This window comes from Gemmatimonadota bacterium, assembly GCA_016714015.1.
In the GTDB taxonomy this organism is placed as follows: domain Bacteria; phylum Gemmatimonadota; class Gemmatimonadetes; order Gemmatimonadales; family Gemmatimonadaceae; genus Pseudogemmatithrix.
On record JADJNZ010000004.1, the window covers coordinates 375,275 to 400,529 of the forward strand.

Annotated in this window: 22 protein-coding genes; 15 read left to right on the top strand and 7 right to left on the bottom strand. The window is 70.4% G+C overall.

Annotated features, from left to right (window positions below; genetic code table 11):
* Window positions 1-80: 80 nt before the first annotated feature.
* Window positions 81-509 carry a CZB domain-containing protein gene (locus IPJ78_08880; protein MBK7906667.1) on the bottom strand — a complete coding sequence of 143 codons (429 nt, stop codon included), beginning with the start codon at window positions 507-509 and terminating at the stop codon, window positions 81-83.
* Between the two features lie 109 nt (window positions 510-618).
* Window positions 619-993, bottom strand: a complete 375-nt coding sequence (locus tag IPJ78_08885) for a CZB domain-containing protein (protein MBK7906668.1) — start codon at window positions 991-993, stop codon at window positions 619-621.
* 239 nt (window positions 994-1,232) lie between these two features.
* Here IPJ78_08885 and ftsZ point away from each other — a divergent pair, with 239 nt between their 5' ends.
* From ftsZ to IPJ78_08900, 3 genes are all read left to right on the top strand, one after another.
* Complete coding sequence (gene ftsZ, locus IPJ78_08890; GenBank protein MBK7906669.1) at window positions 1,233-2,435, top strand: cell division protein FtsZ; 1,203 nt, start codon at window positions 1,233-1,235, stop codon at window positions 2,433-2,435.
* Window positions 2,432-3,664 (top strand): M23 family metallopeptidase, encoded by a 1,233-nt coding sequence (locus IPJ78_08895; GenBank protein MBK7906670.1) that lies wholly within the window; start codon window positions 2,432-2,434, stop codon window positions 3,662-3,664. The genes ftsZ and IPJ78_08895 overlap by 4 nt, the downstream gene beginning before the upstream one ends.
* Window positions 3,665-4,075: 411 nt before the next feature.
* A complete protein-coding gene (locus IPJ78_08900; protein MBK7906671.1) occupies window positions 4,076-5,674 on the top strand; it encodes a hypothetical protein in 1,599 nt (532 codons plus the stop codon).
* Between the two features lie 66 nt (window positions 5,675-5,740).
* On the opposite strand, the gene IPJ78_08905 is transcribed toward IPJ78_08900, so the two are convergent.
* Window positions 5,741-6,655, bottom strand: a complete 915-nt coding sequence (locus tag IPJ78_08905) for an aldo/keto reductase (protein ID MBK7906672.1) — start codon at window positions 6,653-6,655, stop codon at window positions 5,741-5,743.
* A 106-nt stretch (window positions 6,656-6,761) separates the two neighbouring features.
* Between IPJ78_08905 and IPJ78_08910 the strand changes: the two genes are divergently transcribed.
* From IPJ78_08910 to recG, 4 genes are read left to right on the top strand one after another with little or no spacing between them, the layout of a single operon-like run.
* The gene (locus IPJ78_08910) at window positions 6,762-7,043 is read left to right on the top strand and encodes a type II toxin-antitoxin system Phd/YefM family antitoxin (protein MBK7906673.1); all 282 of its coding nucleotides are present in this window, start codon (window positions 6,762-6,764) and stop codon (window positions 7,041-7,043) included.
* Between the two features lie 35 nt (window positions 7,044-7,078).
* Window positions 7,079-7,339 carry a type II toxin-antitoxin system RelE/ParE family toxin gene (locus IPJ78_08915; GenBank protein MBK7906674.1) on the top strand — a complete coding sequence of 87 codons (261 nt, stop codon included), beginning with the start codon at window positions 7,079-7,081 and terminating at the stop codon, window positions 7,337-7,339.
* 31 nt (window positions 7,340-7,370) lie between these two features.
* Window positions 7,371-8,303 (top strand): signal recognition particle-docking protein FtsY, encoded by a 933-nt coding sequence (ftsY, locus tag IPJ78_08920; protein ID MBK7906675.1) that lies wholly within the window; start codon window positions 7,371-7,373, stop codon window positions 8,301-8,303.
* Window positions 8,300-10,381 (top strand): ATP-dependent DNA helicase RecG, encoded by a 2,082-nt coding sequence (recG, locus tag IPJ78_08925; protein MBK7906676.1) that lies wholly within the window; start codon window positions 8,300-8,302, stop codon window positions 10,379-10,381. The genes ftsY and recG overlap by 4 nt, the downstream gene beginning before the upstream one ends.
* On the opposite strand, the gene IPJ78_08930 is transcribed toward recG, so the two are convergent.
* Window positions 10,378-10,620, bottom strand: a complete 243-nt coding sequence (locus IPJ78_08930) for a hypothetical protein (protein ID MBK7906677.1) — start codon at window positions 10,618-10,620, stop codon at window positions 10,378-10,380. The two genes, recG and IPJ78_08930, sit on opposite strands and share 4 nt — an antisense overlap.
* A gap of 653 nt (window positions 10,621-11,273) precedes the next feature.
* Between IPJ78_08930 and IPJ78_08935 the strand changes: the two genes are divergently transcribed.
* Both IPJ78_08935 and IPJ78_08940 read left to right on the top strand, forming a co-directional pair.
* Window positions 11,274-11,924: a thioredoxin domain-containing protein gene (locus IPJ78_08935; GenBank protein MBK7906678.1), complete on the top strand. Its 651-nt coding sequence runs from the start codon at window positions 11,274-11,276 to the stop codon at window positions 11,922-11,924.
* Window positions 11,925-12,190: 266 nt separating this feature from the next.
* Complete coding sequence (locus IPJ78_08940; protein ID MBK7906679.1) at window positions 12,191-13,135, top strand: hypothetical protein; 945 nt, start codon at window positions 12,191-12,193, stop codon at window positions 13,133-13,135.
* A gap of 13 nt (window positions 13,136-13,148) precedes the next feature.
* Here the strand turns inward: IPJ78_08940 and IPJ78_08945 are convergent, their stop codons facing one another.
* Both IPJ78_08945 and IPJ78_08950 read right to left on the bottom strand, forming a co-directional pair.
* Entirely contained in the window at window positions 13,149-15,482 is a 2,334-nt protein-coding gene (locus IPJ78_08945; GenBank protein ID MBK7906680.1) for a xanthine dehydrogenase family protein molybdopterin-binding subunit, read from the bottom strand.
* Between the two features lies 1 nt (window position 15,483).
* Window positions 15,484-15,954: a (2Fe-2S)-binding protein gene (locus IPJ78_08950; protein ID MBK7906681.1), complete on the bottom strand. Its 471-nt coding sequence runs from the start codon at window positions 15,952-15,954 to the stop codon at window positions 15,484-15,486.
* 853 nt (window positions 15,955-16,807) lie between these two features.
* On the opposite strand from IPJ78_08950, the gene IPJ78_08955 reads away from it, so the two are divergent.
* The 6 genes from IPJ78_08955 to IPJ78_08980 are packed head-to-tail and all read left to right on the top strand — an operon-like array spanning window position 16,808 to window position 24,212.
* The gene (locus IPJ78_08955) at window positions 16,808-17,713 is read left to right on the top strand and encodes a hypothetical protein (GenBank protein MBK7906682.1); all 906 of its coding nucleotides are present in this window, start codon (window positions 16,808-16,810) and stop codon (window positions 17,711-17,713) included.
* A complete protein-coding gene (locus IPJ78_08960) occupies window positions 17,713-19,239 on the top strand; it encodes a hypothetical protein (GenBank protein ID MBK7906683.1) in 1,527 nt (508 codons plus the stop codon). Before IPJ78_08955 ends, IPJ78_08960 begins: the two co-directional genes overlap by 1 nt.
* Entirely contained in the window at window positions 19,236-20,537 is a 1,302-nt protein-coding gene (locus IPJ78_08965; GenBank protein ID MBK7906684.1) for a hypothetical protein, read from the top strand. Before IPJ78_08960 ends, IPJ78_08965 begins: the two co-directional genes overlap by 4 nt.
* Entirely contained in the window at window positions 20,513-22,075 is a 1,563-nt protein-coding gene (locus tag IPJ78_08970; GenBank protein MBK7906685.1) for a hypothetical protein, read from the top strand. Before IPJ78_08965 ends, IPJ78_08970 begins: the two co-directional genes overlap by 25 nt.
* The gene (locus IPJ78_08975; GenBank protein ID MBK7906686.1) at window positions 22,075-23,394 is read left to right on the top strand and encodes an NAD(P)-binding domain-containing protein; all 1,320 of its coding nucleotides are present in this window, start codon (window positions 22,075-22,077) and stop codon (window positions 23,392-23,394) included. Before IPJ78_08970 ends, IPJ78_08975 begins: the two co-directional genes overlap by 1 nt.
* Window positions 23,395-23,453: 59 nt before the next feature.
* Window positions 23,454-24,212 carry a zinc ribbon domain-containing protein gene (locus IPJ78_08980; GenBank protein MBK7906687.1) on the top strand — a complete coding sequence of 253 codons (759 nt, stop codon included), beginning with the start codon at window positions 23,454-23,456 and terminating at the stop codon, window positions 24,210-24,212.
* An 81-nt stretch (window positions 24,213-24,293) separates the two neighbouring features.
* Here the strand turns inward: IPJ78_08980 and IPJ78_08985 are convergent, their stop codons facing one another.
* Window positions 24,294-25,172 carry a hypothetical protein gene (locus tag IPJ78_08985; protein MBK7906688.1) on the bottom strand — a complete coding sequence of 293 codons (879 nt, stop codon included), beginning with the start codon at window positions 25,170-25,172 and terminating at the stop codon, window positions 24,294-24,296.
* Window positions 25,173-25,255 lie beyond the last annotated feature (83 nt).

Sequence of the window (25,255 nt, forward strand, 5' to 3'; positions counted from 1 at the left end):
GGTCGATGCGGAATGCGGGGGCGGCGCTGAGCGCGGCCCCCGCATCGTCGTTCAGACCTTCATCCTTCAACCTTCAGCCGTCATCCCATCAGTTCCGTCATCACCACCGGCCGCGACAGCCGCGCTGATGGCCTTGCCAGCGCCCCGATGTTCCCCTTCCACTCCTGCATCGCGGTCATGAACTCGGCCGAGACCACGGCGAACTCGCCGTCGGCCTCGAGCGCGGCCTTCGCCTCGTCCGCCTTCCCGGCGATCGCGAGGGCGGCGACCTTCGCGGCGGCGACGTGGAAGCGCGCGTGGAGCAGGTCCACCTTGGCGTACTGACTCGACGCCTTGGTCGGCGGGGCCACCGAGGGGGAGTCCATCCACTTCCCGAACGGGCAGTTCAGGTGCGAGCCGAGGGTCGCGACCGAGCCTTCCAGGCGCCCCGTGCTGATGGCGCTGCGGAGGCGGAGCTTGAAGAGGCCGTGGGTGCCGATGGCCTGCTCGATCTGTGACGTGGCGGACATGTGGACCGTGCGCTGGATGGGGTCGGGCGTGGGGACTTCCTGTATCCCACGCCCTGAACTTGCGAAGTGCGCCCCTGTCTGGCGATGTGCGGCGTCACATCGTGATGCCTCAGGCCTTGTCGAGCTCCGTCTTCCAGCCCTGCATCGCCGCCGTGAGGCGGGCCGAGGCGCCCGAGAAGGGGCCGGTGAGCGCCACCGCCTGCTCGGCTTCGGCCTTCTTCCCCTCCGTCGCCAGCGCCGCCACGCGCGCCGCCTGCTGGTGGAACTCGGCGTGGAGCTTCCGGACCTCGGCGTACCGGGGCGAGCCCTTCACCGCGGCCGGGATCGCGCTGCCCGCGAGCCACTTGCCGAACTCGCACTGGTCATCGGCACGGATGGTCGCGACGGGCACGTCGATCTTCCCGGTGCCGATCGCCGTCTTGAGGCGCGTCTTCCACATGCCGTGCGCGCCGATCGCCTTGTCGATTTCCTTGGGGGATGCCATGAGTGTATTCCTGGGGTTGTCGGGGTTGTTCTCTCCTGAGTATCGGAGCACCGGCGGCGGACTTGACGGAGGTCACATTTCTGCCTCACATCGTGATGCGCGGTGGATAACGTGTTGCGGCACTGACGTTTCCGACCTCCCCCTCCGCTCGTCTCTCCCACGTGAAGCCGCGGCCCGGCAGGGCTATATTGGCTGTTCGATCCTGAAGTCCACGCACGTCCGACTGGAGCATCACCCCGATGAGCATCTTCGAGTTCGAGGACACCGCGGCGCAGCACGCCCGCATGAAGGTCGTCGGCGTCGGTGGCGGCGGTGGCAACGCCGTCAACCGAATGATCGAGGAGCACCTCGAGGGCGTCGAGTTCATCTCGGTGAACACCGACGCGCAGGCGCTGCTGAATTCCAAGTCGGACGTGAAGATCCAGATCGGCAAGAAGCTCACGCGGGGACTCGGCGCCGGCGCCCGCCCGGAAATCGGGCGTCAGGCGATCGAGGAGAACCGCGATGAGGTCATGCGCACCATCTCCGGTGCCGACCTCGTCTTCGTGACCTGCGGCATGGGCGGCGGCACCGGCACCGGCGCGGCCCCCATCGTCTGCGAACTCGCGAAGGAGGCCGGCGCGCTCACCGTCGGCATCGTCACCAAGCCGTTCCTCTTCGAAGGCCGCAAGCGCATGCGCCAGGCCGACGAGGGGATCGCCGAGATGGCGAAGCACGTCGACACGCTCATCGTCGTTCCCAACGAGCGCCTCCTCGCCGTGGTCGGGAAGGGCATCCCCTTCCAGGACGCGCTCAAGAAGGCCGATGAGGTCCTCCTGCAGGCGACCGGCGGCATCTCCTCGATCATCACCAAGGCCGGCGTCGTCAACGTCGACTTCGCCGACGTGCGCACCGTCATGAAGGACGGCGGCTCGGCGATCATGGGCACCGGCATCGGCCGCGGCGACGACCGCGCGGTGGACGCGGCGCGCATGGCGATCGAGAGCCCGCTGCTCGACAACGTCTCCATCGCCGGCGCGCGCGGCGTGCTCATCAACATCACCGGCGGCATGGAGCTCACCCTCGGCGACGTCACCACCATCAGTGACATCGTGAAGGAGGCCGTCGGCGAGGACAGCGAGATCATCTTCGGCGCGGTCAACGAGCCGGCGATGCAGGGAGAGGTCCGCGTCACCGTCATCGCGACGGGCTTCGACCGGAAGGTGGCGCAGCAGGGCGGGCTCATCAGCCGCGCCGCCGCGACGCCGATCATCCCGCTCGACCAGGCGCGCCAGCGGCCCTCGATCAGCGTGAACACGTCGTCGCCGGCCAATGGGCACGGGCAGGGAGGCTCGGGTGCCGCGAGCGGGAATGCGATGCCCCGTCCGCGCCCCGCGCCGCGCCAGCTCGAGGATCTGAGCGACATGGAGATCCCGACGTTCATTCGGAGACAGATGGATTGAAGGGGGCCACGCGCCTCCTGACCGGTGCGGTGATCGCGGCGCTCGCGATCGCCGCATTGCGTTTGCCGGCCCCCCGGCCCGGCCGCCCCGGCGAACTCCTCTCGCGCCGCTGGTTCCAGCAGGACACGCTCGGCCGCGGCGAGACCCTCAGCGAACTCCTCGTGCGCCGCGGCCTCTCGGCCAGTGAGGCGAGCGACATCCTCGCCGCGACGACGCTCGACCCGCGCCGCATCCCCGCCGGCCTCACCATCGAGGTGAGTGGCGACACGTCGACGACGCAGGTCCAGGAGGTCCGCTTCTTCCTCGGCGTGGACCGCATCCTGAAGGTCGTCCGCGGCGACACCACGACCGGCTGGCGCGCGACCGATGAACGCATCCCGTGGGTCACGGACACGCTGCTCGTCCGCGGCGTGGTGAACTCCTCGCTCTACGAGGCGGTGGAATCCGGTGCCGCCGAGCTCCTCCCCGCCAAGGCGCGGCAGGAGCTCGCCTGGAGCATCGCCGACATCTACGAGTACCGGGTGGACATGTCGCGCGAGCTGCAGCAGGGCGACGAGGTCCGCGTCCTCTTCGAGCGCCAGTCGCTCCCGAGCGGCGTGATGAAGGTGGGAACGGTCCTCGCGGCGGGATTGCAGCGCGCGGGCACGGAGGTCCAGGCGATCCGCATGGACGTCGACAACGGCCGCAGCAAGTACTACGACGAGAAGGGGCGCTCCCTCGCGGCGAGCTTCCTCCGCTCGCCGGTCTCGTTCCGCCGCATCTCGAGCGGTTTCGGCCGCCGCAAGCACCCGGTGCTCGGCACCTGGCGGCAGCACCAGGGGATGGACTACGCGGCCAACAGCGGGACGCCGGTGCGCTCGATCGGCGACGGGGTGGTGGTGTTCACGGGCCGGAAGGGCGGCTACGGGAACACGGTCGAAGTGCGCCATCCGAACGGCTACGTGACGCGCTATGGGCACCTGCGAGGCTTCGCCGAGGGGATCCGCAGCGGTGCGCGGGTGAACATCGAGCAGACGATCGGCTACGTGGGCATGACGGGCCTGGCGACGGGGCCGCACCTCCACTTCGAGGTGCTCATCGGCGGCGTGCAGAAAGACCCGCGCCTGGTGCTCCAGGCGACGGCAGGCCCGCCGCTCGTCGGCGCGGACCTCGCGCTCTTCCAGCGCATCCGCACCGCCGCGGTCTACGCGCTCGACCAGCCTGCCGGCGTCGTTCGCGTCGCGCACTGAGCCCGCGCGGCCTCCGGGCTCGCGCTCCCGTACCTCGTAGGTCTGTCCCCGCTCGGCGGTCGGGCGCGGTCCCTCCGTCCCGGCCACGCGTGCTTCACGCGGCGAGCCCCGCGCAACCGCGCGCGGGTCTCTTGCTACACGCGAGGCCGGTCCTGCGTGACCGCACCCGCCCGCCTCAAGTAGCAGATGCAGGCGCGGGAGGACAGAGTCCCGGAGACCGGCCCCGCCGCGTAGCAAGAGACTCGCGCGCCGTTGCGCGAGGCTCGCAGCGTCTAAGCGGCAGGGCCGGGCGCAGGGGCGCCCTCCGACCGCGCCGGTGCCCGCACACCGCTCGATGCGGGCGCTGAAGCCGGACGCGGGAGCCCGCACTCCGCATCGCTAGAGGCTCGACGCGCGTAGATTACGCGACCCATGATTGCTTGGATTCTCGCCCTCGCTGGCGGCTACGCGCTCGCCGCGCTCGGATACGGCGCGCGCCCCGCGGACTCCGCGCGACTCGTCTTCGCCCTGCGATTCGTCGCCGGCGCGATCGCCGCCGCGCTCCTGCTCGACGCGCCCCTCGCCCCCGCGCGCCCGCTCGCGCCGTGGGTCGGCGTCGACGCCAGCGCGAGCTGGAACCTCGGCCAGGGCGGCTGGGATGCCGCGCGACGGAGCGTCGATTCGCTCCGCTCCGCCGGCGCCGATTCCGTCCTCCTCTTCGGTGACTCCGTCCGCACCGATTCGCTCCCCACCGTCCCCGCCGACCGCGCCTCGCGCGTCGAGGCGCTCGTCGAGGCCGCCATGGCGACCGGGCGGCCCCTCGTGCTCGTCACCGACGGACGGATCGATGACCCCGAGCGCGTCGCCAAGCTGCCCCGCGGCTCCGCGGTGATCGTCATCCCCGGCGCCGCCGCCCCTGATGTGGCGATCGCCGTCCTCGATGCCCCGGGCGGCGCCCTCGGCGGCGACACCATCCCCGTCCGCATCGTCGCCAAGGCCGGCACCGACGGATCGGCGGCGGCGAGCGTCGAGCTCCGCCTCGACGACCGCGTCATCAGCACGTCGCCGCTCCCCGCGCTCGGCGCCTTCGAGGAGCGCGAGTTCCGCGTCAGCATCCCCGTGCCCGCCGCCGACGCCACCCGGCGCATCGCGGCGCGGATCGTCCAGGCCACGCCCGACGCCGTCGCGACCAACGACACCGCCAGCGCCCCGCTCGTCGTCTCCGGTGCCGCCGCCGCGACGTTCATCTCCACCAGCCCCGACCAGGACGCGCGCTTCGCCCTCGCCGTGCTGCGCGGCACGCGGCGCGGTCCGGTGCAGGCCTTCTGGCGCGTCACCCGCGACCAGTGGCGCACTGACGGCGCCATGCGCCCCGTGACCGAGGCCGCCGTGCGCGCCGCTGCCGCGAGCGCGCCGCTCCTCGTCCTTCACGGCGACACCGCCGTCTTCGGCGCACCGCGCGCCCTCGGCCGCGGCGCGACCGTGCTCATCGCGCCGCCGGCGGCAGGGGACGACTACTACCCGGCCGGCACCGGTGACTCGCCCCTCGCGGCCGCGCTCGCGGGCGTGCCTTGGGACTCCCTGCCGCCGCTCGACGTGGCCGCGATGGCCCCGCGCGGCTATCCGGCCGTCATCGCCCGGCGCGCGCGGCGCTTCGAGGAGCGGACGGTCTTCCATCTCGAGGACGGCGCGCGCCGCACCGTGACGGTGCCGGCGAGCGGCCTCTGGCGGTGGCGACTCCGCGGCGGCCGCACCGCCGACGCCTTCGACGCGGTCTGGGGCAGCGTCTTCGATTGGGTCGGCGACGACCGCGGCGCGGCCATGCGGGCGGCGGAGGGCATCGCCCCGTCGCGCACCGTGCTCCGCGCCGAGTGGGTCCCGCGCCGAGCGACCGTCGTCTCCGGCGCCGTCGGGGAGGGCACGCCGATGGATCGCGCCCCGCGCGCGCTGCTGGCTTGGTGGCTCGCGGCGATCGCGATCAGCGCGCTGTGTGCGGAGTGGCTGCTGCGGCGCAAGATAGGGCTACGCTAGGATGAAGGTGGAAGGTTGAAGGATGAAAGCGCGTACTTTCATCCTTCATCCTTGAGCCTTCATCCCCTAAGGTATCCTCTTCCCCTGCGCCGCGGTCCAGAGCGCATACCAATCTTCCCGTGTGAGCTGGATCGCCGTCGAGCGCGCCGCTCGCTCGATCCGGTCCACCTGGTTCGAGCCGATGATCGGCATCGGCCGTGACGGATGCGCCATGATCCACGCGTACGCCACCTGATCCACCGTCGCGCCGCCGTGCCGCTCGGCGATCTCCGCGACCGCCTGCTGCACCCGCGCGCCCGCCTCGTCGTCCGTGCGCACGAGGCGCCCGCCGCCGAGCGGTGACCAGGCCATCGGCGACACACCGAGCCGCATGCACTGGTCGAGGACCCCGTCGAAGATCGGGTCCATGCGCAGCAGCGAGAACTCCACCTGATTGGTCACCAACGGCTGGTCCATCCGCGCGTTGAGCGCGTCGAACTGGTGGACGTTGTAGTTGGAGACCCCGGCGCTGCGGATCTTCCCGTCCTTGAGCAGGCGATTGAGCCCCTCGGCCGTCTCGTCCGGGTGCGTGAGCCAGTCGGGCCGATGGACGAGGAGGAGCTCCACATGGTCCACGCCGAGGAAGCGGAGCGACTTCTCGAGGCTCTTGATGAGTCGCGCGCCGGTGGCGTCGTAGTACGAGACCTTCCGCGCGGGGTGGAAGGCGTTGGGGACGTAGATGCCGGCCTTGGTGACGATCTCGAGGCGCTGGCGCAGCCCCTTGTCGAGGGCGAGGGCGGCGCCGAGCGCCTCCTCCACCTGGTACTTCCCGTAGATCTCGGCGGTGTCGAGGGTGGTGATGCCGAGGTCGGCGCAGCGCTGGAGGCGCGCGAGGACCGACTGCGGGGTGGGGGGAGTGGCGTCGTTGAGGAGGCGCCAGGTGCCGTAGGCGAGGCGCGAGAATTCGGGACCGTGTGCGGCGAGACGATGACGGGGGACCATGGGCGGGAAGATACGCTTGGGTCGCAGCTTCCTCAGGTCCAGGTCTCTTGCGGAGGAGTACGTGATTTTGTACAATAGATCGTACAATACCGCCAGTGAGACAGCCGTGCAGCGACTGAAGCCGACCCGAGCCATCCAGCCGGTGAGCGAGTTCCGCGCGAACGCCGCGAAGTTCATCGAGCAGGTCCGCGAGACGAAGGAGCCGATCGTCCTGACGCAGCACGGCCGTGGTGCGGCGGTGCTGGTGGACATCGATTCGTGGCATGACCTCGTGGAACGGGTGCACGTCCTCGATGCCGCCGTGAGCGGACTCGAGGCGGAGCGGAACGGTGGTCTCGTCGCGCACGACGACCTGAAGCAGGAGTTGCGAGCGCTGCGTTCGCGCTAGCGGTTCGCTGGGCGCCCCGCGCGGCGCAACGAGTATTGGAGATCGAACGCTGGATGCAGGCGAACGGGAGGGCCGTGGACGACTGGTTCGCGCCGGTCGATCACGCGATCGAGCGATTGCGCTCCTTTCCTCGACTCGGACGTCTGGCCGGAGGATCGACCCTGCCGGATCTCCGCGAGATCGTCGCGGGCGCCTACCGCGTCACCTATCTCGCGAGAACGAACTACCTGCTGGTCGTTTCGTTGCGGCATGGACGACAGCGACCGGCCCGCCGCAGCCCGCTTCGCCCGCTCTGACCGAACGCGCGCTCGCGCTAGATTCCTGACCATGTCCCTCCTCTTCCGCCGCAAGGACGAAGCCCCCCGCAAGTCGCTCTGGCAGCGGATCAAGGACGTCGCCCTCACCGACGTCGCCGTCCTCGCCAAGGGGGGCGTCGATACCGGATCGCTCGAGCAGCTCGAGCAGACCCTCCTCGAGGCGGACTTCGGCGTGCCGGTCACCATGCGCCTCGTCGACGCGGTGAAGCACCAGGCGACGCGCGGCACGGTGAAGACGCAGGAGCAGTTCCTCGGCGCGTTGCAGGTCGCCGTCGAAGGGGCGCTGCGCGCGGGGAAGAGCGATCCGGCGCTCCATCTGCCATCCGAGAAGCCGGCGGTCGTGCTCGTCCTCGGCGTGAACGGTGCGGGGAAGACGACCTTCATCGGCAAGCTCGCGTCGAAGCTGCGCGCCGAGGGGAAGTCGGTGCTGCTCGGCGCCGGCGACACCTTCCGCGCCGGCGCGATCGACCAGCTGCGCGTCTGGGCCGAGCGCACCAAGAGCGAGTTCGTCGGTGGGGCGCCGGGGGGTGATCCCGGGGCGCTCGCCTGGCAGGCGATCGACGCCGGCGTCGCGCGGGGCGTGGACGTGATCATCATCGACACCGCCGGCCGCCTGCACACGAGCGGCGCGCTCATGGACGAGCTCAAGAAGGTGCAGCGCGTGGTGGAGAAGCGGCTCCCCGGCGCGCCGCACGAGGCGCTGCTCGTGCTCGACGGCACCGTCGGGCAGAACGCGGTGCAGCAGGCGAGGACCTTCGCCGACGCCGTGCCGGTGACGGGACTCGTCGTGACCAAGCTCGACGGCACGGCGCGCGGCGGCGTCGTGCTCGCCGTGCACGAGGCGATCGACGTGCCGGTGAAGTTCATCGGGACGGGGGAGCAGGCGAAGGACCTCGTGGCGTTCGACGCCGGCGCCTTCGCGCGCGAGTTGCTCGAGGGATGATCGGGCTCACGCTCGAGACCGCCGTCACGTACCTGAAAGGGGTGGGGCCGCGGCGCGCCGAGCTGCTCAAGCGGCTGAACATCTTCACCGCGCGCGACCTCCTCTTCCACATCCCGCACCGGTACGAGGACGCGAGCACCGTTACCCCCATCGCGAAGCTCCGCGTGGGCGACGACGCGACCGTCATCGCGAAGGTCATCTCCAAGGGGATCCTTCCCACGCGGAAGGGACTGCGGGTCTTCCAGGCCGTCGTGCAGGACGCGAGCGGCCTGATCGAATGCGGATGGCCCGGCCAGCCCTGGCTCGACCGGCAGATCAACCCCGACGACGTGCTGCTGCTGAGCGGCCCCGTCCGCTTCTTCCATGGCCGTCAGCTCGCCCCGCGCGAGTGGGTGAACCTCGGCAAGGATGCCGACGGGACGAACGGCGGGCGCGTGCTCTCCGTGTATCCCGCCACCGAGGGGCTCTCGGTGAAGGTGATCCGCGGGCTCATCGAGGCGCACCTCGACGTGCTCCTGCCGCAGGTGGAGGAGTACCTCCCCGCGTGGATGCTCCAGGAGGCGGGGATCCCGTCGCTGCGCGACGCGCTCGAGGCCGTGCATCGCCCCGTCTCGCTCGCGTCGGCGCTGGCGGGCCGCGCGCGGCTCGCGTACGAGGAGCTCCTCTTCGTCCACATCCTCCACCGCCGCGCGCGCCAGCTCGCCGCGCAGAAGCGTGACGGGATCCAGTTCGTGAACAAGCGCGAGCTGACGACGAGGTTCCGCGAGGCGCTGCCGTTCGAGCTCACCAAGGCGCAGGTGCGCTGCGTGCGCGAGATCGTCGCCGACATGTGCAGCGACAGCCGGATGCACCGCCTGCTGCAGGGCGACGTGGGGGCGGGGAAGACCGTCGTCGCCGTCTTCGCCGCGCTCCTCGCGATGGAGAACGGCTACCAGGTGGCGCTGATGGCGCCGACCGAGCTGCTCGCCGAGCAGCACGCGCGGACGCTCGACAAGCTGCTGGCCCCGCTCGGCATCGTGCCGGTGCTCGTCACCGGCTCGCGCAGCGCGAAGGAGCGCAAGCTCGCCGCGACGCGGCTCGAGTCCGGGGAGCCGCTGATCGCCGTGGGCACGCACGCGCTCGTCGCCGACGGGACGAAGTTCGCGAAGCTCGGGCTCGCGATCATCGACGAGCAGCACCGCTTCGGCGTGGACCAGCGGCGCGTGCTCTCGGAGGCGCGCGGGGCGAAGGAGAAGCCGGATGTGCTCCTCATGTCCGCGACCCCCATCCCGCGTTCGCTCGCGCTCACGATGTACGGCGACCTCGGCGTGTCGGTGCTCGACGAGCGCCCCCCGGGTCGCGAGCCGGTGACGACGGCCCTGCGGCCGGACACGGCGCGCGAGAAGGTGTTCGCGTTCGTGAACCGGCAGATCGACGCCGGGCGCCAAGCGTACGTGGTCTATCCGCTCGTCGAGGAGTCGGAGAAGGTCGCGCTCAAGGCGGCGACGTCAGCCTTCGAGGAGCTCACCGCCGGGGCGCTGCACGGGCGCCGGGTGGCGCTGCTGCACGGCAAGATGCCGGCGGACGAGAAGGACGCGGTGATGCGGGCGTTCCGCGATGGCAACCTCGACGTGCTCGTCGCGACGACGGTGATCGAGGTCGGGATCGACGTGCCGAATGCGACGGTGATGCTGATCGAGCATCCCGAGCGGTTCGGGCTGTCGCAGCTGCATCAGATGCGCGGGCGGGTCGGGCGCGGGGCGGGGTTGGAGTCTTACTGCATCCTGCTCGGGGATGTGGGGGAGGAGGCGATGCTGCGGTTGCAGGTGTTCCTGGATACGGAGGATGGGTTCGAGGTCGCGCGGGAGGATCTGCGGCTCAGGGGGATGGGGGACCTGTTCGGGGAGCGGCAGTCGGGGGTGCCCACGTTCCGCGTCGCCGATCCGTTGCGCGACGAAGAGCTCTCGGAGGTCGCTCGTGCAGGAGCCGAGCGGCTCCTCGATGAAGATCCGCTGCTGGCGAAGCCGGCGAACAAGCAGATGCGGACGACGCTGAACCGGAACTACGGGCGAGCGCTCGAGCTCTTCCGCGTCGGTTAGCCTCTGGAGCGGCGCCCGCCCGCCGCCGCCACCGCATTCGCGAACGCCGGCCCGACCGGCGGCACCCCCGGCTCCCCCACACCTCCGATCGGCCCACCGCTCTCGACGAGATGCACCCGGATCTCCCGCGGCGCCCCCGACATCCGCAACACCCGATAGTCATTGAAGTTCGCCTGCACCGCGCGCGCCCTCGTATACGTCAGCGCTGACGTCATCGTGTTCGACAACGCCATGATCACCGCACCTTCGCACTGACTCCGCATCCGCTCCGGGTGCGCCGCGAGTGCGGAAGCGAATGGGCGCCGGCCGCACGTTCGACCCTCTGCTTCCGACGACTCATTCTTCGCGGCAGGACGTGTTGGATCGCGGCTGGGGTCGCGAAGGTACCCGATAAGCTTGTGCACGGCTGAACGCCAGTGTGGCAGGGGCGCAACGGCGAGACGCTGCTGTGGGGTCTCGAATCAGCTATTGCGTTCGCCGGTACACGCTCCAATCCTGTGGCGCCGCCAATACCGGTGGCCGCACGCGTCCGGTCGACCGCGGCCGGTCCACGGTGCGTCACTCGAACGAAGGAGAATCGAATGCGCAAGAAGCTCTGGACGTGTGCGATGTCGTTCCTGACCGTGGGCATGCTGTTGATGCCCTCGACGGCGCGAGCAGAAGGGGGGGCGTGCTTCTCGAATGGAGAGCACGTCGAACCGGCGGATTGCGAGACGAAGTGCTGCGCGAAGTCGTGCAATGCGTGCGCGACGGATGGCCACTACGTCTGCGGTCCGCTCGGTGAGACCTGAGGACTGACGGCTGGCGACCGGAGGCGAGTACGACGCGCGCCTCCGGTCCGCCAACCAGCGCGCGACCCGCGTAGAGTGATCCTCCCAAGCCCCCAATCGCCGTGAACATCTCGAATCGCGTAGTGAACGTACTCATGGTCGCGATGACCGTGGTCGCGCTTGGCGCGGTCGCATTCCGTGTGATCGAAGCGCGACGGAACGCGCCGGTGCCGCTGGTATCGGAGCTCCGTCAGTGGCGTGAGTACGGCGCTGAAGGCGCCGTCATCGGCGCGGCCGGTGCGCCCGTTCAGTTGGTCGTCTTCTCAGACTTCCAGTGTCCCTACTGCCGGCAGTTTGCGGAGAGTGCGCGAGCCGTGCTGGCACGGTACCCGGGACGGGTGCGTCTCGTCTTCAGGCATCGCCCGATCGACGATCTCCATCCTCATGCCACCCGGGCGGCGCAGGCGGCGATCTGCGCGGATCAAGTAGGGCGGTTCGAGGGCATGCACGATGCTCTGTTCGGTGCTCAGGATTCGATCGGCGCGCTGCCGTGGACGCAGTTCGCATTGCGAGCGGGGATAGAGGATACAGCCTCCTTCCTTGCCTGTCTGAGCGGTGATGCGGCCACGACGATACTGGCGCGCGATCGAGCCGTCGCTGACGAACTCGGTGTCACGGGGACGCCGGTGGTGTTGGTCAACGAGGTCAAGGTTCGTGGTATGCCGCAGCGTAGCGTCCTGGACAGCCTCGTCTCGGCCCGAGTGTCGCCATGAGTGCCGCCCGCGGATGGGAAGCGTGCCTTGCGAGCGCAATGATCGCACTGGGCGCATGTCGCTCGCCCGAGTCGAGGCCGAGCGAGGTCGTTTCCATCGACAGCAGCGGAGTACGGATCACGAGCGTGCCCGGTGCCAGCGCGGCCGGCGCTTCCGAATGGAGCACCGGGACCGTCCCGAGGGTGCGAATCGGCGCGCCAGTCGACGGAGGTCCATCGCAGTACTTCAGGATCTCGGGCGTCCGCGTGCTCTCGGCGGATCGGATCATGTTCTCGACCGACGCGAGCAAGCAGCTCTTCGTGGTCGACACCCAAGGGACCACGATCGAGGTGCGCGGGCGGCCGGGTCGTGGCCCGTTCGAGTTCCAACACCTGCAGATGTTGAAGTCAACCGACACCAGCATGGTCGCGCTATTCGACGCCCTGCTGAGGCAGGTCACCGTAGTGCCGACGACCCAGTTCGAGCCGACCGTGATGTCGCTTGCGGCCCTCGGACTCGGGTCGCTCATCCCGATCGTGCGCTTCACCGATGGCCAGCTTCTCGTTCGTCGGCCGGGTCCACTCCCGGCACCGGTCGAACGAGGTGTGGTCGCCGGTGTCGATTCGCTCGTGCGAGTCGACGCGAGCGGCATGATCGTCGCTGCGTTCGGGGGACATCCGGCGGACGAGCGCGTGCTTCGCCTCAATGCGAGCGGTGGCCTCACCGGCGGGCGACCACCCTATGGCCGCAAGCTACTGGTCGATGGCCACGACTCAGTCGTCGTGGTCGTGGCGAGCGGCGCTCGCGAGTTGCGGCTCTATGAACCCCACGGCGGATTGACGAGCATCGTTCGCGTGGACCGACCGTTAAGACCTGTCGCCGCCGCCACCCGTCGCGCATACCGCGAGCGCGTCCTCCGCGATGTCCGCGACGACTACGGCATCCGTGAATGGACCATGCTGTCCAACGACGACGTCTTCCCGGCCGAACTCCCCGCCTTCGACCTGCTCCTCGTGGACCGTGAGGGCGCGATCTGGGTGCGCGAGACCGTCACGCTCGCCGACACGGTCGCGGAATGGACCGTGTTCGACAGGGCGGGGTCACCGGTCGGGCGCGCGCGGCTTCCTGCGGGGTTCACACCGTTCGATATCACCCGCGATCGGATCGCCGGCGTCTGGCTCGACTCGCTCGGCGGCGAACAGGTGCAGGTCTGGGCGCTCACGCGTCGGTGAGCACCCTGCAGAACTAGTCGGCGACCTTCGGCAGCTGACGGAGACGAGCGCCGCCCGCCGCCGCCACCGCATTCGCGAACGCCGGCCCCACCGGCGGCACCCCAGGCTCTCCCACGCCGCCGATCGGCCCACCCGACTCCACGAGATGCACCCGGATCTCCCTGGGCGCCCCCGACATCCGCACCACCCGATAGTCATTGAAGTTCGCCTGCACCGCGCGCCCCCTCGCGAACGTCAGCTCCGATGTCATCGTGTTCGAGAGCGCCATGATCACCGCCCCCTCGCACTGACTCCGCACCCGCTCCGGGTGCGCGGCGAAGCCGCAGTCCATCGCGATGTCCACGTGCGGCACCGAGACCGATCCGTCGGCTGCGACCTTCACGCGCACGACGGCGGCGACATACGTCAGGAACGACCGATGCATCGCCACGCCGCGCCCTTCGCCGCGGGGCAGGGGCGTGCCCCAGCCCGACTCGGCCGCCACGCGCTCGAGCACCCCGCGATATCGCTTGGTGTCGTTCGGATGGTCCTCCCACTTCGCGCCGTAGTTCTCCACCGCCTTCACGGCGCCGGTGGCGGTCATGTCGATCACACGGTCGCCGCCGAGCGACTCGAGGAGGAACTGCACCGTGTCCTTCCCGGCCGCGTGCGCGAGTTCGTCCATGAAGCAGCCGATCGCGAAGGCCTGCGGGATGTTGCTCACCGACCGGTACCAGCCGATGCGCACGTGCGCCGGGGCCTTGCAGCTCTCGGCGCGCACGTTGGGGATCGCGTACGGCAGGTCGAGCACGCCGAGGGCGAGCTCGCCATCGGAGTGGTACTCGTCGTTCGGCGCGAAGGTGGAGCCGATGGGCGGTGACGCGACGCGATGGAGCATGCCGACGATCTTGCCGCGTGCATCGAGCCCGGCCTCCATGCGCTGCATGCTCACGGTGTGCGGGTAGCCGTTCTGCAGATCGTCCTCGCGCGTCCACACGACCTTCACGGGCTTGCTCGTCGCCTTCGACAGGAACGCCGCCTCGGCGATGAAGTCGGGCTTCGACTTCCGGCCGAATGCGCCGCCGAGCAGCGTCACGTTGATCGTCACCTGCTTCTTGTCGATGCCGAGCGTCTCGGCGACGGTCGACTGCGCGCTCTGCGGGTCCTGCGTGCACGCCCACGCCTCGCACTTGCCGTCCACGACGTGCGCGAGCGCGGCGGGCGGCTCCATCGGCGCCTGCGCGAGGTGGGGCACGTAATACTCGGCGGTCACCTTCCGCGCCGCGCCGGCGATCGCCTTGGCGGCGTCGCCGAGGTCGCGCACGACCTTGCCGGGCGCACGCACGGACGCCTCGAGTTCCTTGCGGTACTCCGCGGAGTCGTGCGAATCGTTGGGGCTCGCGGTCCACTCGATCGCGAGTTTCTTGCGTCCCTCGATGGCGGCCCAGGTGCTCGTCGCGATGACGGCGACGCCGCCGAGCGGCTTGTACGCGGCGGGGATGTCGGCGCAGGGGATCTCGATCACCTGCTCGACGCCCTTCACGGCGAGGGCGGCGGCGCCGTCGAACTTCGCGACCTTCGCGCCGTACACGGGCGGACGCTGGATCACGGCGATGCGCATCCCCGGCATGCTGAGGTCCTGCGCGTACACGGCCCTGCCGGTGATCATCGCCTGGAGGTCGAGCGAGGCGACGGTCTTGCCGATGAAGCGGTACTGCGCGGGGTTCTTGAGCGGGACGTCCGTGGGGAGGGGGAGCTTGGCCGCGCGCGCGACGAGCGCGCCATAGGGCAGGCGGCGCTCGGTCGCGGGGTGCAGCACCTCGCCGTTGGTGCCCTTCACCTCGCTCACGTCCACGCCCCACTCGGCGGCCGCGGCGGTCTCGAGCATGCGGCGCGCGGCGGCGCCGGCCTTCCGGAAGTTCATCCACGCGCCGTCGCGCACGCTCGTGGAACCGTCGGTGTTCTGGTTGCCGTACTTCTCGTCGCCGATCGCCTGCTCGAGCTTCACGCGCGACCAGTCGGCCTCGAGCTCGTCGGCGGCGGCCATCGCGAGCGCGGTGCGCACGCCCTGGCCCATCTCGGAGCGGTGGACGATGAACGTGACGGTCCCGTCCTCGCTGATGCGGAGGTAGACCGAGGGTTCGAAGTCGGGCGCGCCGCCGAGCTCGCCGAGGCAGCTGATGCTCGAGGCGGAGAGGGCGATGACGAAGCCGCTCGCGGCCATGCGCGCCAGGAAGTCGCGACGGTCGAGCGTGGAGGGCGCGCGGTCGTCGGCGTGGCGCTCGGTGGTGCTGTTGGTGCTGCTCTCGTTGGTGGCCTTGGCGGCGCGCTTGGCGCCGCGCAGCCAGGGATGTGAAGGCTGTGTCATCTCAGCGGCCCTCGACGGCAACGGGGAGTCCGGCGGCGGCGCGGATCGCGGCGCGGATGCGCGGATAGGTGCCGCAGCGGCAGATGATGCCGGTCATCGCGTCGTCGATGTCCTGCTCGGTCGGGCTCGGCTTGGCCTTGAGCAGCGCGGCGGCGGCCATGATCTGTCCCGACTGGCAGTAGCCGCACTGCGGGACGTTCGCCTCGGCCCATGCCTTCTGCACGGGGTGATCGCCGGCGTCGCCGCCGAGTCCTTCGATGGTGACGACGCTCTTGCCCTCCAGCCCGGCCATGGCGGTCACGCAGCTGGTCACCGGCGCGCCGTCGACGTGCACGGTGCACGCACCGCAAGCGGCGATGCCGCACGCGAACTTGGTGCCGGTGAGGGCGAGGTCGTCGCGGAGGAACCAGAGGAGCGGTTGGGCGGGATCGCCGGAGTACTCGCGGGATTCGCCGTTCACGGTGAGGCGCATGCGAGAAGATGCGGCGCGGCGCGTGTCGGCGCATCCCCCGCGGAGGTTCGGTGGGGCGGAGTCCCGGGAAGGTGGGTCGCAGGCACGGTCGCGTTCCACGCAAGCGCGGTCACGTCAGACGCAGGCGCGGGCGCGCGTGACGCAGGCGCGGGCGCGCGTGACGCAAGCGCGGGAACGCGTGACGCAAGCGCGGGAACGCGTGACGCAAGCGCGGGAACGCGTGACGCAAGCGCGGGAACGCGTGACGCAAGCGCGGGAACGCGTGACGCAATGGCGGGAACGCGTGACGGACTCGCGGGCGCGCGTGACGGAATCGCGGGCGCGTGTGACGCAATCGCGGGCGCGCGTGTCGGAATCACGGGCGCGCGTGTCGGAATCGCGGGCGCGCGTGTCGGAATCGCGGGCGCGTGAGACGCAACCGCGGGCGCGTGAGACGCAAGCGCGGGCGCGTGAGACGCAATCGCGGGCGCGCGAGACGCAATCGCGGGAACGTCCGTCGGAGTCGCGGGAACGACCCGGAGTTCGATGGATCCGCCCCATCCAGACGCGGGAAGCTCGGCGGAAGGATCGGGACGGCCCGGGGCAGCCCGGGGGTACCTCCTGCAGACCCGGGAGAGCGCCCGAAATCGCCAAACGACGGGCGTCCGGGGGCGAGCGCACCACCGTCCGGGCGCGCCGTCACAAGCGACCCCCTGGAACATCACAACGTGATGCCGCCACTCACGTTAGGACCCCTCGCTCGTCATGAGAGTATTCCGTAAGGGGAATCCCGATTTCACGAGTCCTATGGATGTCCGAGATTCCCTCAGGGTTACTTACAGGCAAAACTACTTCACCTGCAATCTTTCCACTGGTGACCGCAGCGGCTCCCCCGAAGGCACCCACGGAACGGCCTCCGCGTATCGCGAGCCGGCTCTGGGTGCTCTTCCTATTTAGTACCGCGGCACTCGTCGCGGTCGTGGGCGTCGGCATGGGGGTGGACTACTACACGCTCCCCCTCTCGGAGCGCCCCTTCTCCGACTTCTATGATGACCTGCGCCCGGCCGGCCGGCTGGGCCTGCGCTACGGCATCATCGGGTTCGGGCTCATCACGGCAGGGGTCTTCCTCTATACGGCCCGCAAGCGGATCAAGGCGCTCGCGCGACTGGGGAAGCTGAAGTTCTGGCTCGAGTTCCACATCTTCCTCTGCACGGTCGGGCCGTTCCTCGTCACGCTGCACACGAGCTTCAAGGTGGGCGGGCTCGTCTCCATCGCCTTCTGGTCGATGGCGATCGTCGCGCTCTCGGGGATCTTCGGGCGCTACGTCTACGTGCGCATCCCGAAGACGATGCAGGGGAGCTTCGCGGACCTCGCGGCGATCCGGGTGCAGCGCGCCGAGCTGCTCGATGAACTCGCGGCGGACCTGGGACCGCGCGCGGGACAGGTGGAGAAGCTCATCACCGCGCCCCCGACGAAGCCCAACGAGGGGCTCTTCGCGTCGATCTGGTCGGCCTTCATGTTCGACCTCACGCACGGCCGCACGGTCCGCCAGGTGAAGCAGGTGCTCGCCAAGGCGCCGCTCACGGCGCAGCAGCGCGCGCGCGCGTTGCGGCTGGTCGAGCGGCAGCTCACGGTCGAGCACCAGATGGCGCACCTGATGCCGTTCCAGAAGCTCTTCCGCTACTGGCACATCCTCCACCTCCCGCTGGCGATCGCGATGTTCGTGATCGTCGCGGTGCACGTCACGGTGGCGACGCTCTTCGGGTTCGGGTTCACCTGATGCGGCGCGCGCGGCGACGCCTGCGGCTCCTCGGGACCTGGCTCGGCCTGGTCCTCGGGGCGGTGGCGTCGCTCGCCCTGCCGCGCGCGGCGGAGGCCCAACTGCTCTCGCCGGGCAAGCTCGCGCAGGCGCACGCGTCGCTCGAGGGGATGAGCAACTGCACGCAGTGCCACGAGCTGGGGAAGCCGGGCATCTCCAATGCGAAGTGCCTGCAGTGCCACGAGACGCTGCGCGCGCGGGTGCAGGCGCGCGAGGGTCTGCACGCCACCTACGGCAACCGCAGCTGCGCCTCGTGCCACAAGGACCACTTCGGCACCGACTTCCAGCTGGTGCGCTTCGACACGGCGACCTTCGACCACAAGAAGGCGGGCTTCGAGCTGCGGCTCGCGCACCGCGAGGAAGGGTGCCGCAGCTGCCACAAGCCGGAGCTCGTGGTGAACGCGGCGGTGCGCGCCTACGCGACGCGGCACCGCGTGCTCGGCCGCACCTACCTCGGGCTGGGCACGGGGTGCATGGACTGTCACAAGACCGACAACGTCCACGGCACGCAGTTCGGCCAGCGCACCTGCACCGCCTGCCATGACGAGGCGACGTGGGAGAAGGCGCCGCGCTTCGACCACGACTCGTCGGAGTACGTGCTCACGGGGAAGCATCGCACGGTGGAGTGCGCGGACTGCCACAAGCCGATGACGGTGCCGGGGATCGCCGAGCCGGTGACGCGCTACAACGGGGTGCGGTCCCAGACCTGCACCACCTGCCACGCGGACTACCACAAGGGCGCGATGCCGCAGCGCTGCGAGCAGTGCCACAGCACCGACGGCTGGCGCGCGCTCAAGAACCGTTCGGGGTTCGAGTCGGGGTTCGACCACAACGCGCGGACGGACTTCGACCTGGTGGGCGCGCACGCGCCGCTCGCCTGCGCGACCTGTCATGACCCGCGTCAGCGCGCGACGGCGACGATCAAGATGACCTGGGCGCCGGCGCAGCTGCGCGCGATGTACCCCGCGCCCAACGCGACGAGCTGCGCCTCCTGCCATGTGGATGCGCACGACGGCACCTTCGCGCGGTCGCCGGGCGGCGCCAACTGCGCCAACTGCCACAACGAGACGCGGTGGCTGCCGAGCGTGTACGACCTGGCGCGGCACAACAAGGAGACGTACGAGCTGACCGGCGCGCATGTCGCCGTGGCCTGCGTGCAGTGCCATCAGCCGGTGCGCCCGGGCGGCCCGCCGCAGTTCAAGCTGCCGTCGCGCGACTGCGCCTCGTGCCACAAGACGGTCGATCCGCACGCGGGGCAGTTCGGCACGCGCGCCTGCACCGAATGCCACGTGACGGAGACGTTCAAGGTCGCGCAGTTCGATCACGCGAAGACCCGTTACCCGCTGGATGCGGCGCATCGCAACGTCGCCTGCGCCAAGTGTCACACGGTGACGACCGGCCTCAACGGCGCGGCCGTCACGAAGTACCGTCCGCTCGAGACAACCTGTCGCGCCTGTCATGGCGCGACGACGCCGAGGCGTCCATGAGCACGATCAGGGTGGCGATGCTGGTGGCGGCGCTCGCGCTGCCGTTCCGCGCGGGGCAGGGGCAGCAGACGCCCATGCCCACCAATCCGCATGGGCCGCTCAAGGCCGGGGCCGACTGCTCGGATTGTCATACCGGCAGTGATTGGAAGACGCTCCGCCGCGACCCGAAGTTCGACCATTCGCGCGAGACGCGTTTCTCGCTCACCGGCGCGCACGCGACCGTGACCTGCGCGAGCTGCCACCTCGACCTGCGCTTCGACGAGCCGAAGGTGGAGGCCTCGCAGTGCGCGAGCTGCCACGCCGACGTGCATCGCGGCAACCTCGGCCAGAACTGCACGAGCTGCCACAACACGAACGACTTCCGCGACGTCGAGTCGCTCTCGCTCCACCAGAAGACCGCCTTCCCGCTCACCGGTGCGCACGTCACCACGCCCTGCGAGGCGTGCCACAAGACCGAGCGCGCGGGCGTCTTCGCCGCGGTGCCGCGCGACTGCGTGGCCTGCCACCAGGCGGCGCTCGACCAGGCGTCGGCGTCGGGCGTGGATCACGGCGGCTTCCCGCGCGACTGCACGCAGTGCCACGTGACGCTCTCGTGGTCGGGCGGCGCGAGCTTCGACCATGTGACGGTGTCGGGCGGGTACGTGCTCGAGGGCGCGCATGCGGTGCAACGCTGCGCGGCCTGCCACACCACGCCCGGCTTCGCGCTGACCTTCTCGCCGCCGCCGGCGACCAACCAGGACTGCGTCGCCTGCCACCAGGACGAGTACGCGCGCGAGCACGCGGGGGGCGGCTTCTCGACGACCTGCGCGGACTGCCACAACGTGAACAGCTGGGGCGGCGCCACGTTCGATCACGTGGCGGTCGCCGGCGGCTTCGCGCTCCAGGGTGTCCATGCGAGCAAGCCCTGCTCGGCGTGCCACATCCAGCCGAGCAACGCGCTCAAGTTCGCGCCGGCGCCGGCGGGGAACAGCGACTGCGTCTCGTGCCATCTCCCCGACTGGCAACGCGAGCATGCCGCGCAGCAGTTCCCGCAGACCTGCACGAGCTGCCACACGCAGAACAACTGGAGCTCGACGTTCAATCACGCGAACGAGTTCCCGATCAACTCGGGCGCGCACCGCGGGCAGTGGGCGAGCTGCGCCACCTGCCACACGACCCCGGGCGACTACAAGGCGTTCACCTGCCTGACGTGCCACGAGCACAATCAGACGAGCATGAACGCGAAGCACTCGGGGCGGTCGGGGTACTCGTACGACAGCGCGCGCTGCTACTCGTGCCACACGAACGGCCGCGCGTGATGCGCCGCGTGCTGCTCGCGGTGCTGTGGGTCCTCGGTGCCCGTGCGCTCGACGCACAGGCCCCGCGGCCGACCGTCGTCGTGCAGATCGCGGGGGCGAACGTCTATCTGAGCGTCGGCGCCGACTCGGGCGTCGTCACCGGCGACACGGTCGCGGTACGCAAGCGCGCCGATGCCGCGCCGGTGGGGGCACTGACGGTCGTCTCCGCGACGCGCACGCGCTCGGTGCTGACCTTCGCTGGCACCCCGTTCCCGGTGACGCGCGGCGACACGCTGTTCATCTCGGCCCGTCCCCGCGACGCGGTGACGGGGATGCCCGCGCCTGTCGCGATGGCGGCCACCCGCCCGCGCGCTCCGCCGGCGGTGGCGAGCGGGCCGCGCGTGGATGGCGCGGTGGCCCTGGAGATGTACGGCTCGCACAGCGAGACCGTCGGCCTGGGCGCCGACCCCATCCGCACCACGCGCGACATCGGCATGCCTGCCGTGCGGTTCAACACGATGGTCTCGGGCGACCGGACGCGCTTCCGCCTGAGCATGCGCGCGCAGCAGCGCACGGGACCGACGAGCGTGTGGGACCGCTCGACGCGCATCCGCGTCTACGAGGCGCGGCTCGAGCGCTCGATCGGCACCGCGCGCCTCACCATGGGTCGCTTCTACTCCGATTTCGACCATCAGAGCGCCTTCTGGGACGGCGCCAGCGTGCGCTTCGGCGACGGGCGCGGCGTGAGCGCCGGCGTGGCGGCGGGCTTCGAGCCCGAGCGCGGCAACGAGGAGATCACCTTCACGCGCCCCAAGGCCGCGGCGTTCGTCGGCACGCGGCACACGCGCGGCCGGATGGACCTCATCACCGACTTCGCGGTGACGCAGACGATGCCGAAGGACCGGACGCAGTGGCGCGCGGGGGCTGACCTCGCGGTGCACCTGCGCGTGGGGCGCTTCTCGCTCTCGCAGGACCTCGAGGCGACGCCGCCGACGGCGATGGGGCGCTGGGGGATCTCGCGCTTCGTCACGCGCCTGTCGTTGCCCGCGGGTCCGCGCGGGACGCTCTACGCGACCGCGGTGAGCGATCGCTTCTCGCCGCTCGACACCACGATCCTCGCCGCCTTCACGCGGCGCGAACGGCTCACCTCCGGCTTCAGCATGTCGCTCGCCAACGGGAGCTACGTCGACTTCAACGCGTCGATCAACGACCCGAGCGGCGACCAGCGGGGGACCGCGGCGGGCGCGACCGTCTCGGTGCCGCGTGCGATCGGCGCCGGGACCTTCGCCTTCCACACGAGCTGGTTCGACGACGGACGCGGCTCCGGGCTCCTCGCGAGCCCCTCGTTCGAGTACCGCCTGGGCCAGTCGCGCCTGCGTGGCGGCTACCAGTTCTACTCGGTCACGCAGCCGGCGTACACGATGCAGACCCACGGCATCGACTTCCGGCTCTGGAAGCCGTTCGGCGACCGGATCAACGGGATCCTGCAGGTGACCGAGCGCGTGGGCCACAACATGACCAGCACGACGGTCTTCACGAGCTTCGAGGTGCGGTTCTGATGGACGAGACGATGCTCCTCTACGGCATCGCCGTGGTGCTCATCGGCGGGATCATGACGCCGTTCATCCTGCGCTCGCGGCGGCAGGAGCGGGTGGCCGAGGAGGCCGAGGCCGAGGCGAAGGAACTGGGGCTCGACGAACCGGCGACGCTGCATCCGGTGGTCGACGTGACGCGCTGCATCAGCACCGGCAGCTGCATCGACGTCTGCCCCGAGGGCGACGTGCTGGTGATGAAGAACGGCCAGGCGCATCCGGTGCAGCCGGCCTGCTGCGTGGGGCATGGGCTCTGCGAACGGAGCTGCCCGGTGGACGCGATCCAGCTCGTCTTCGGCACGTCGAAGCGCGGCGTGGACCTGCCGCGCATCAAGGGGAACTTCGAGTCGAACGTGCCAGGGCTCTACATCGTGGGCGAGCTCGCGGGGATGGGGCTCATCCGCAACGCGTTCGAGCAGGGGAAGCAGGTGGTGGACAACATCATCAAGGAAGGGTCGATCTCCAACGAGGCGGGAGCGGCCGACATCCTGGTGGTGGGGTGCGGTCCCGCGGGGCTCGCGACGTCGCTCTACGCGATGGAGCGCGGGCTCGGCCTCACGACGATCGAGCGCGAGGACATCGGCGGCACGGTGCGGCTCTTCCCGCGCAAGAAGCTCGTGATGACGCGGCCGCTCTCGGTGCCGGGCTATGGCCGGCTCACGGGGCCGGAGATCATCAAGGAGCGGCTCATCGACATCTGGGGCGACATCGTCCACAAGTCGGGGCTCACGGTGAACACGCAGGAGGGCGCGGATCGCGTGGTCGCGCGCGACGGCGGATTCGATGTCTTCACGGGGCAGGGGATGTACCGCGCGAAGCGGGTCGTGCTCGCGATCGGCCGCCGCGGCACGCCGCGCAAGCTCAGCATCCCGGGCGAGGAGCTGCCCAAGGTGCTTTACCATCTGGCCGAGGCCGAGGCGTACAACCGCGACCGGATCATCGTCGTCGGCGGTGGCGACTCGGCGATCGAGGCGGCGCTCGCGCTCTCGGCGCAGCCGGGGAACACGGTGCAGCTCTCGTATCGCGGCGACAAGTTCGCGCGCCTCAAGCCGGCCAACCGTTCGCGCATCGACAAGGCGATCCAGGCGGGGCAGGTGGAGGTGCTCTACAAGACGACGCTGCAGGAGATCGGGCGCACCGAGGTGCGGTACCGTGACGAGATCAAGGGCGCGGACGTCGTGGTGGAGAACGACTTCGTGTTCGTCTTCGCCGGTGGCGAGCTCCCGACGGCCTTCCTGCAGTCGTGCGGCGTGGCGATCGACACGAAGTTCGGCGCGCCGCGCTAGCCGCGGCGCATCGCTCCCCGCGCGTCTCCGCCGTACCCCTTCTCGCGACCTCGAACGTCATGGCGACCCCCAAGTTCTGCCGGCACTGCGGCACCCCGCTCACGCCCAACGCGCGCTTCTGCGCCAACTGCGGCAACACGCTCGACGCGACCGCGGCGGCGTCGGCACCCGCCGCCGGCGCGCCGGCGCCCGCGGGTGGCGCGGTGATGGTGAGCCTCGCGACGCTCGTGCCCTGGTTCGTGCTCTCCTCGCTGATGCTCGTCGGCGTGGGCTACGTGATCGGCACGCGGAGCGCGCCGGCCTCGGCGGCGGTCGCGGCCGGGGGCGCCCCGTTCGCGCAGGACCCGTCGATCATCGCCGCGCCGGACATCTCGTCGCTCTCGCCCGAGGAGCGCGTCGATCGCCTGTTCAATCGCGTGATGGCGCTCGCCGCGGCGGGGCAGCAGGACTCGGTGGAGTTCTTCGCGCCGATGGCGATCAACGCCCTCGCCGCGCTCATGCCGCTCGATGAGCACCGGCGCTACGATCTCGGGCTGATCAGCCTCGCGGCCGGCGACCCCGCGGCGGCGCGCGCGCAGGCGGACACCATCCTCAAGGCACAGCCGACGCACCTGCTCGGCCTCTCGCTCGGCATGCGCGCGGCGACGGCGCAGGGGCGCACCGCCGATGCGAAGGCCCTCGGCACCAAGCTCACCGCCTCGGCGGCGAGCGAGCGGGCGAAGGGGAAGCGCGAGTACACCGACCATGCGCCGGACATCACCGAGGCGCTCGACGAAGCGGCGGGGCGGCGGACGAACCCCATCGCGCGCCCGCGCTGAGCGTCTTCGACGACGCGATGACGAGAGGGGCGGCGCCGCGATGCGGCGCCGCCCCTCTCGCTTCGACCGGACGAGCGTCCGTTACTGCCGCACGACGAAGTTGTCGAGCACGCCGACGCCCTCGAAGCCGACGTAGCGCGGCGGGGCCATCGTGAACGGGTAGGTGCCGATGGTCTCGCCGTTCACGCGGAGCGTGACCGTCTGCGCGACCGGGTCATAGCGCAGCGCGATGGGATCCCAGCCGGAGACGCCGCCGCGGCCGGTGGCGAGCACCGGACCGGACATACCGTTGGTGCGGAGCTCGTACTGCAGGTCACCGCCGTCGAGCGGATCGGTCATGCGGATCCAGATGGGCGCCGAGGTGGCGAGGTTGCTGAGGAGGATGCTGGAGTTGGTGAAGCCGAGGCCGATGTAGGCGCCCGGGATCGGGGCGACCCAGGTGTCGATGCTCACCTCGTACGCGGTGGACGGGGCGCGGAAGGGCTGGAGCGCCGCCGGGTACTCGGTGACCGCGTCGAACCACTCGGAGGAGATGCAGCCGTTGCCGTAGGTGAGCTGGAGCGGCGCGGGGAGCGTCTCGTACGGGTCGTCGGTGCAGGCGGCGATCTTCCAGGTCTGGTCGCCGTTGGGGGTCATCCACTGCGCGTTCTTCGAGCCGGGCCACTCGAGCCAGAAGCCGCCGATCGTCGTGTGGATGTAGGTCTCGCGGAGCGTGCCCTTTCCGCCGTGGGGGCGGAGGAGGTCGGCCTGGCCGAACGACTCGCGCAGGAGGACGCCGGGGGCGGGGGCGGTGGTCGGGAGGATCTGCGGGACCGGCGTGGTGGTGCCGCCACCGCCGCCGCTGGCACCCTTGGCGAGTGCCGACGAGGAGGCGCTCGAGAGATCGGGCGACGTGGAGCTCACATCGTTGCAGGCGGCGAGGATGAGCGTGACGGCGAGCAGGGCAGCGAGCTTTCGCATCGGCGGTGGGGCTGAGGTAGTGAAGGGGGCTGGATCGCTCGATCCGGCGATACTTCACTAGGCAACCTTGGTGCCGTCCTACC

What these genes read in the sequence shown, in the direction of transcription:
- IPJ78_08880 (MBK7906667.1), bottom strand. Translation starts at nt 509, where the DNA reads ATGTCCGCCACGTCACAGATCGAGCAGGCCATCGGCACCCACGGCCTC.
- IPJ78_08885 (MBK7906668.1), bottom strand. Translation starts at nt 993, where the DNA reads ATGGCATCCCCCAAGGAAATCGACAAGGCGATCGGCGCGCACGGCATG.
- ftsZ (MBK7906669.1), top strand. Translation starts at nt 1,233, where the DNA reads ATGAGCATCTTCGAGTTCGAGGACACCGCGGCGCAGCACGCCCGCATG.
- IPJ78_08900 (MBK7906671.1), top strand. Translation starts at nt 4,076, where the DNA reads ATGATTGCTTGGATTCTCGCCCTCGCTGGCGGCTACGCGCTCGCCGCG.
- IPJ78_08905 (MBK7906672.1), bottom strand. Translation starts at nt 6,655, where the DNA reads ATGGTCCCCCGTCATCGTCTCGCCGCACACGGTCCCGAATTCTCGCGC.
- ftsY (MBK7906675.1), top strand. Translation starts at nt 7,371, where the DNA reads ATGTCCCTCCTCTTCCGCCGCAAGGACGAAGCCCCCCGCAAGTCGCTC.
- recG (MBK7906676.1), top strand. Translation starts at nt 8,300, where the DNA reads ATGATCGGGCTCACGCTCGAGACCGCCGTCACGTACCTGAAAGGGGTG.
- IPJ78_08940 (MBK7906679.1), top strand. Translation starts at nt 12,191, where the DNA reads ATGTTCTCGACCGACGCGAGCAAGCAGCTCTTCGTGGTCGACACCCAA.
- IPJ78_08945 (MBK7906680.1), bottom strand. Translation starts at nt 15,482, where the DNA reads ATGACACAGCCTTCACATCCCTGGCTGCGCGGCGCCAAGCGCGCCGCC.
- IPJ78_08950 (MBK7906681.1), bottom strand. Translation starts at nt 15,954, where the DNA reads ATGCGCCTCACCGTGAACGGCGAATCCCGCGAGTACTCCGGCGATCCC.
- IPJ78_08960 (MBK7906683.1), top strand. Translation starts at nt 17,713, where the DNA reads ATGCGGCGCGCGCGGCGACGCCTGCGGCTCCTCGGGACCTGGCTCGGC.
- IPJ78_08965 (MBK7906684.1), top strand. Translation starts at nt 19,236, where the DNA reads ATGAGCACGATCAGGGTGGCGATGCTGGTGGCGGCGCTCGCGCTGCCG.
- IPJ78_08975 (MBK7906686.1), top strand. Translation starts at nt 22,075, where the DNA reads ATGGACGAGACGATGCTCCTCTACGGCATCGCCGTGGTGCTCATCGGC.
- IPJ78_08980 (MBK7906687.1), top strand. Translation starts at nt 23,454, where the DNA reads ATGGCGACCCCCAAGTTCTGCCGGCACTGCGGCACCCCGCTCACGCCC.
- IPJ78_08985 (MBK7906688.1), bottom strand. Translation starts at nt 25,172, where the DNA reads ATGCGAAAGCTCGCTGCCCTGCTCGCCGTCACGCTCATCCTCGCCGCC.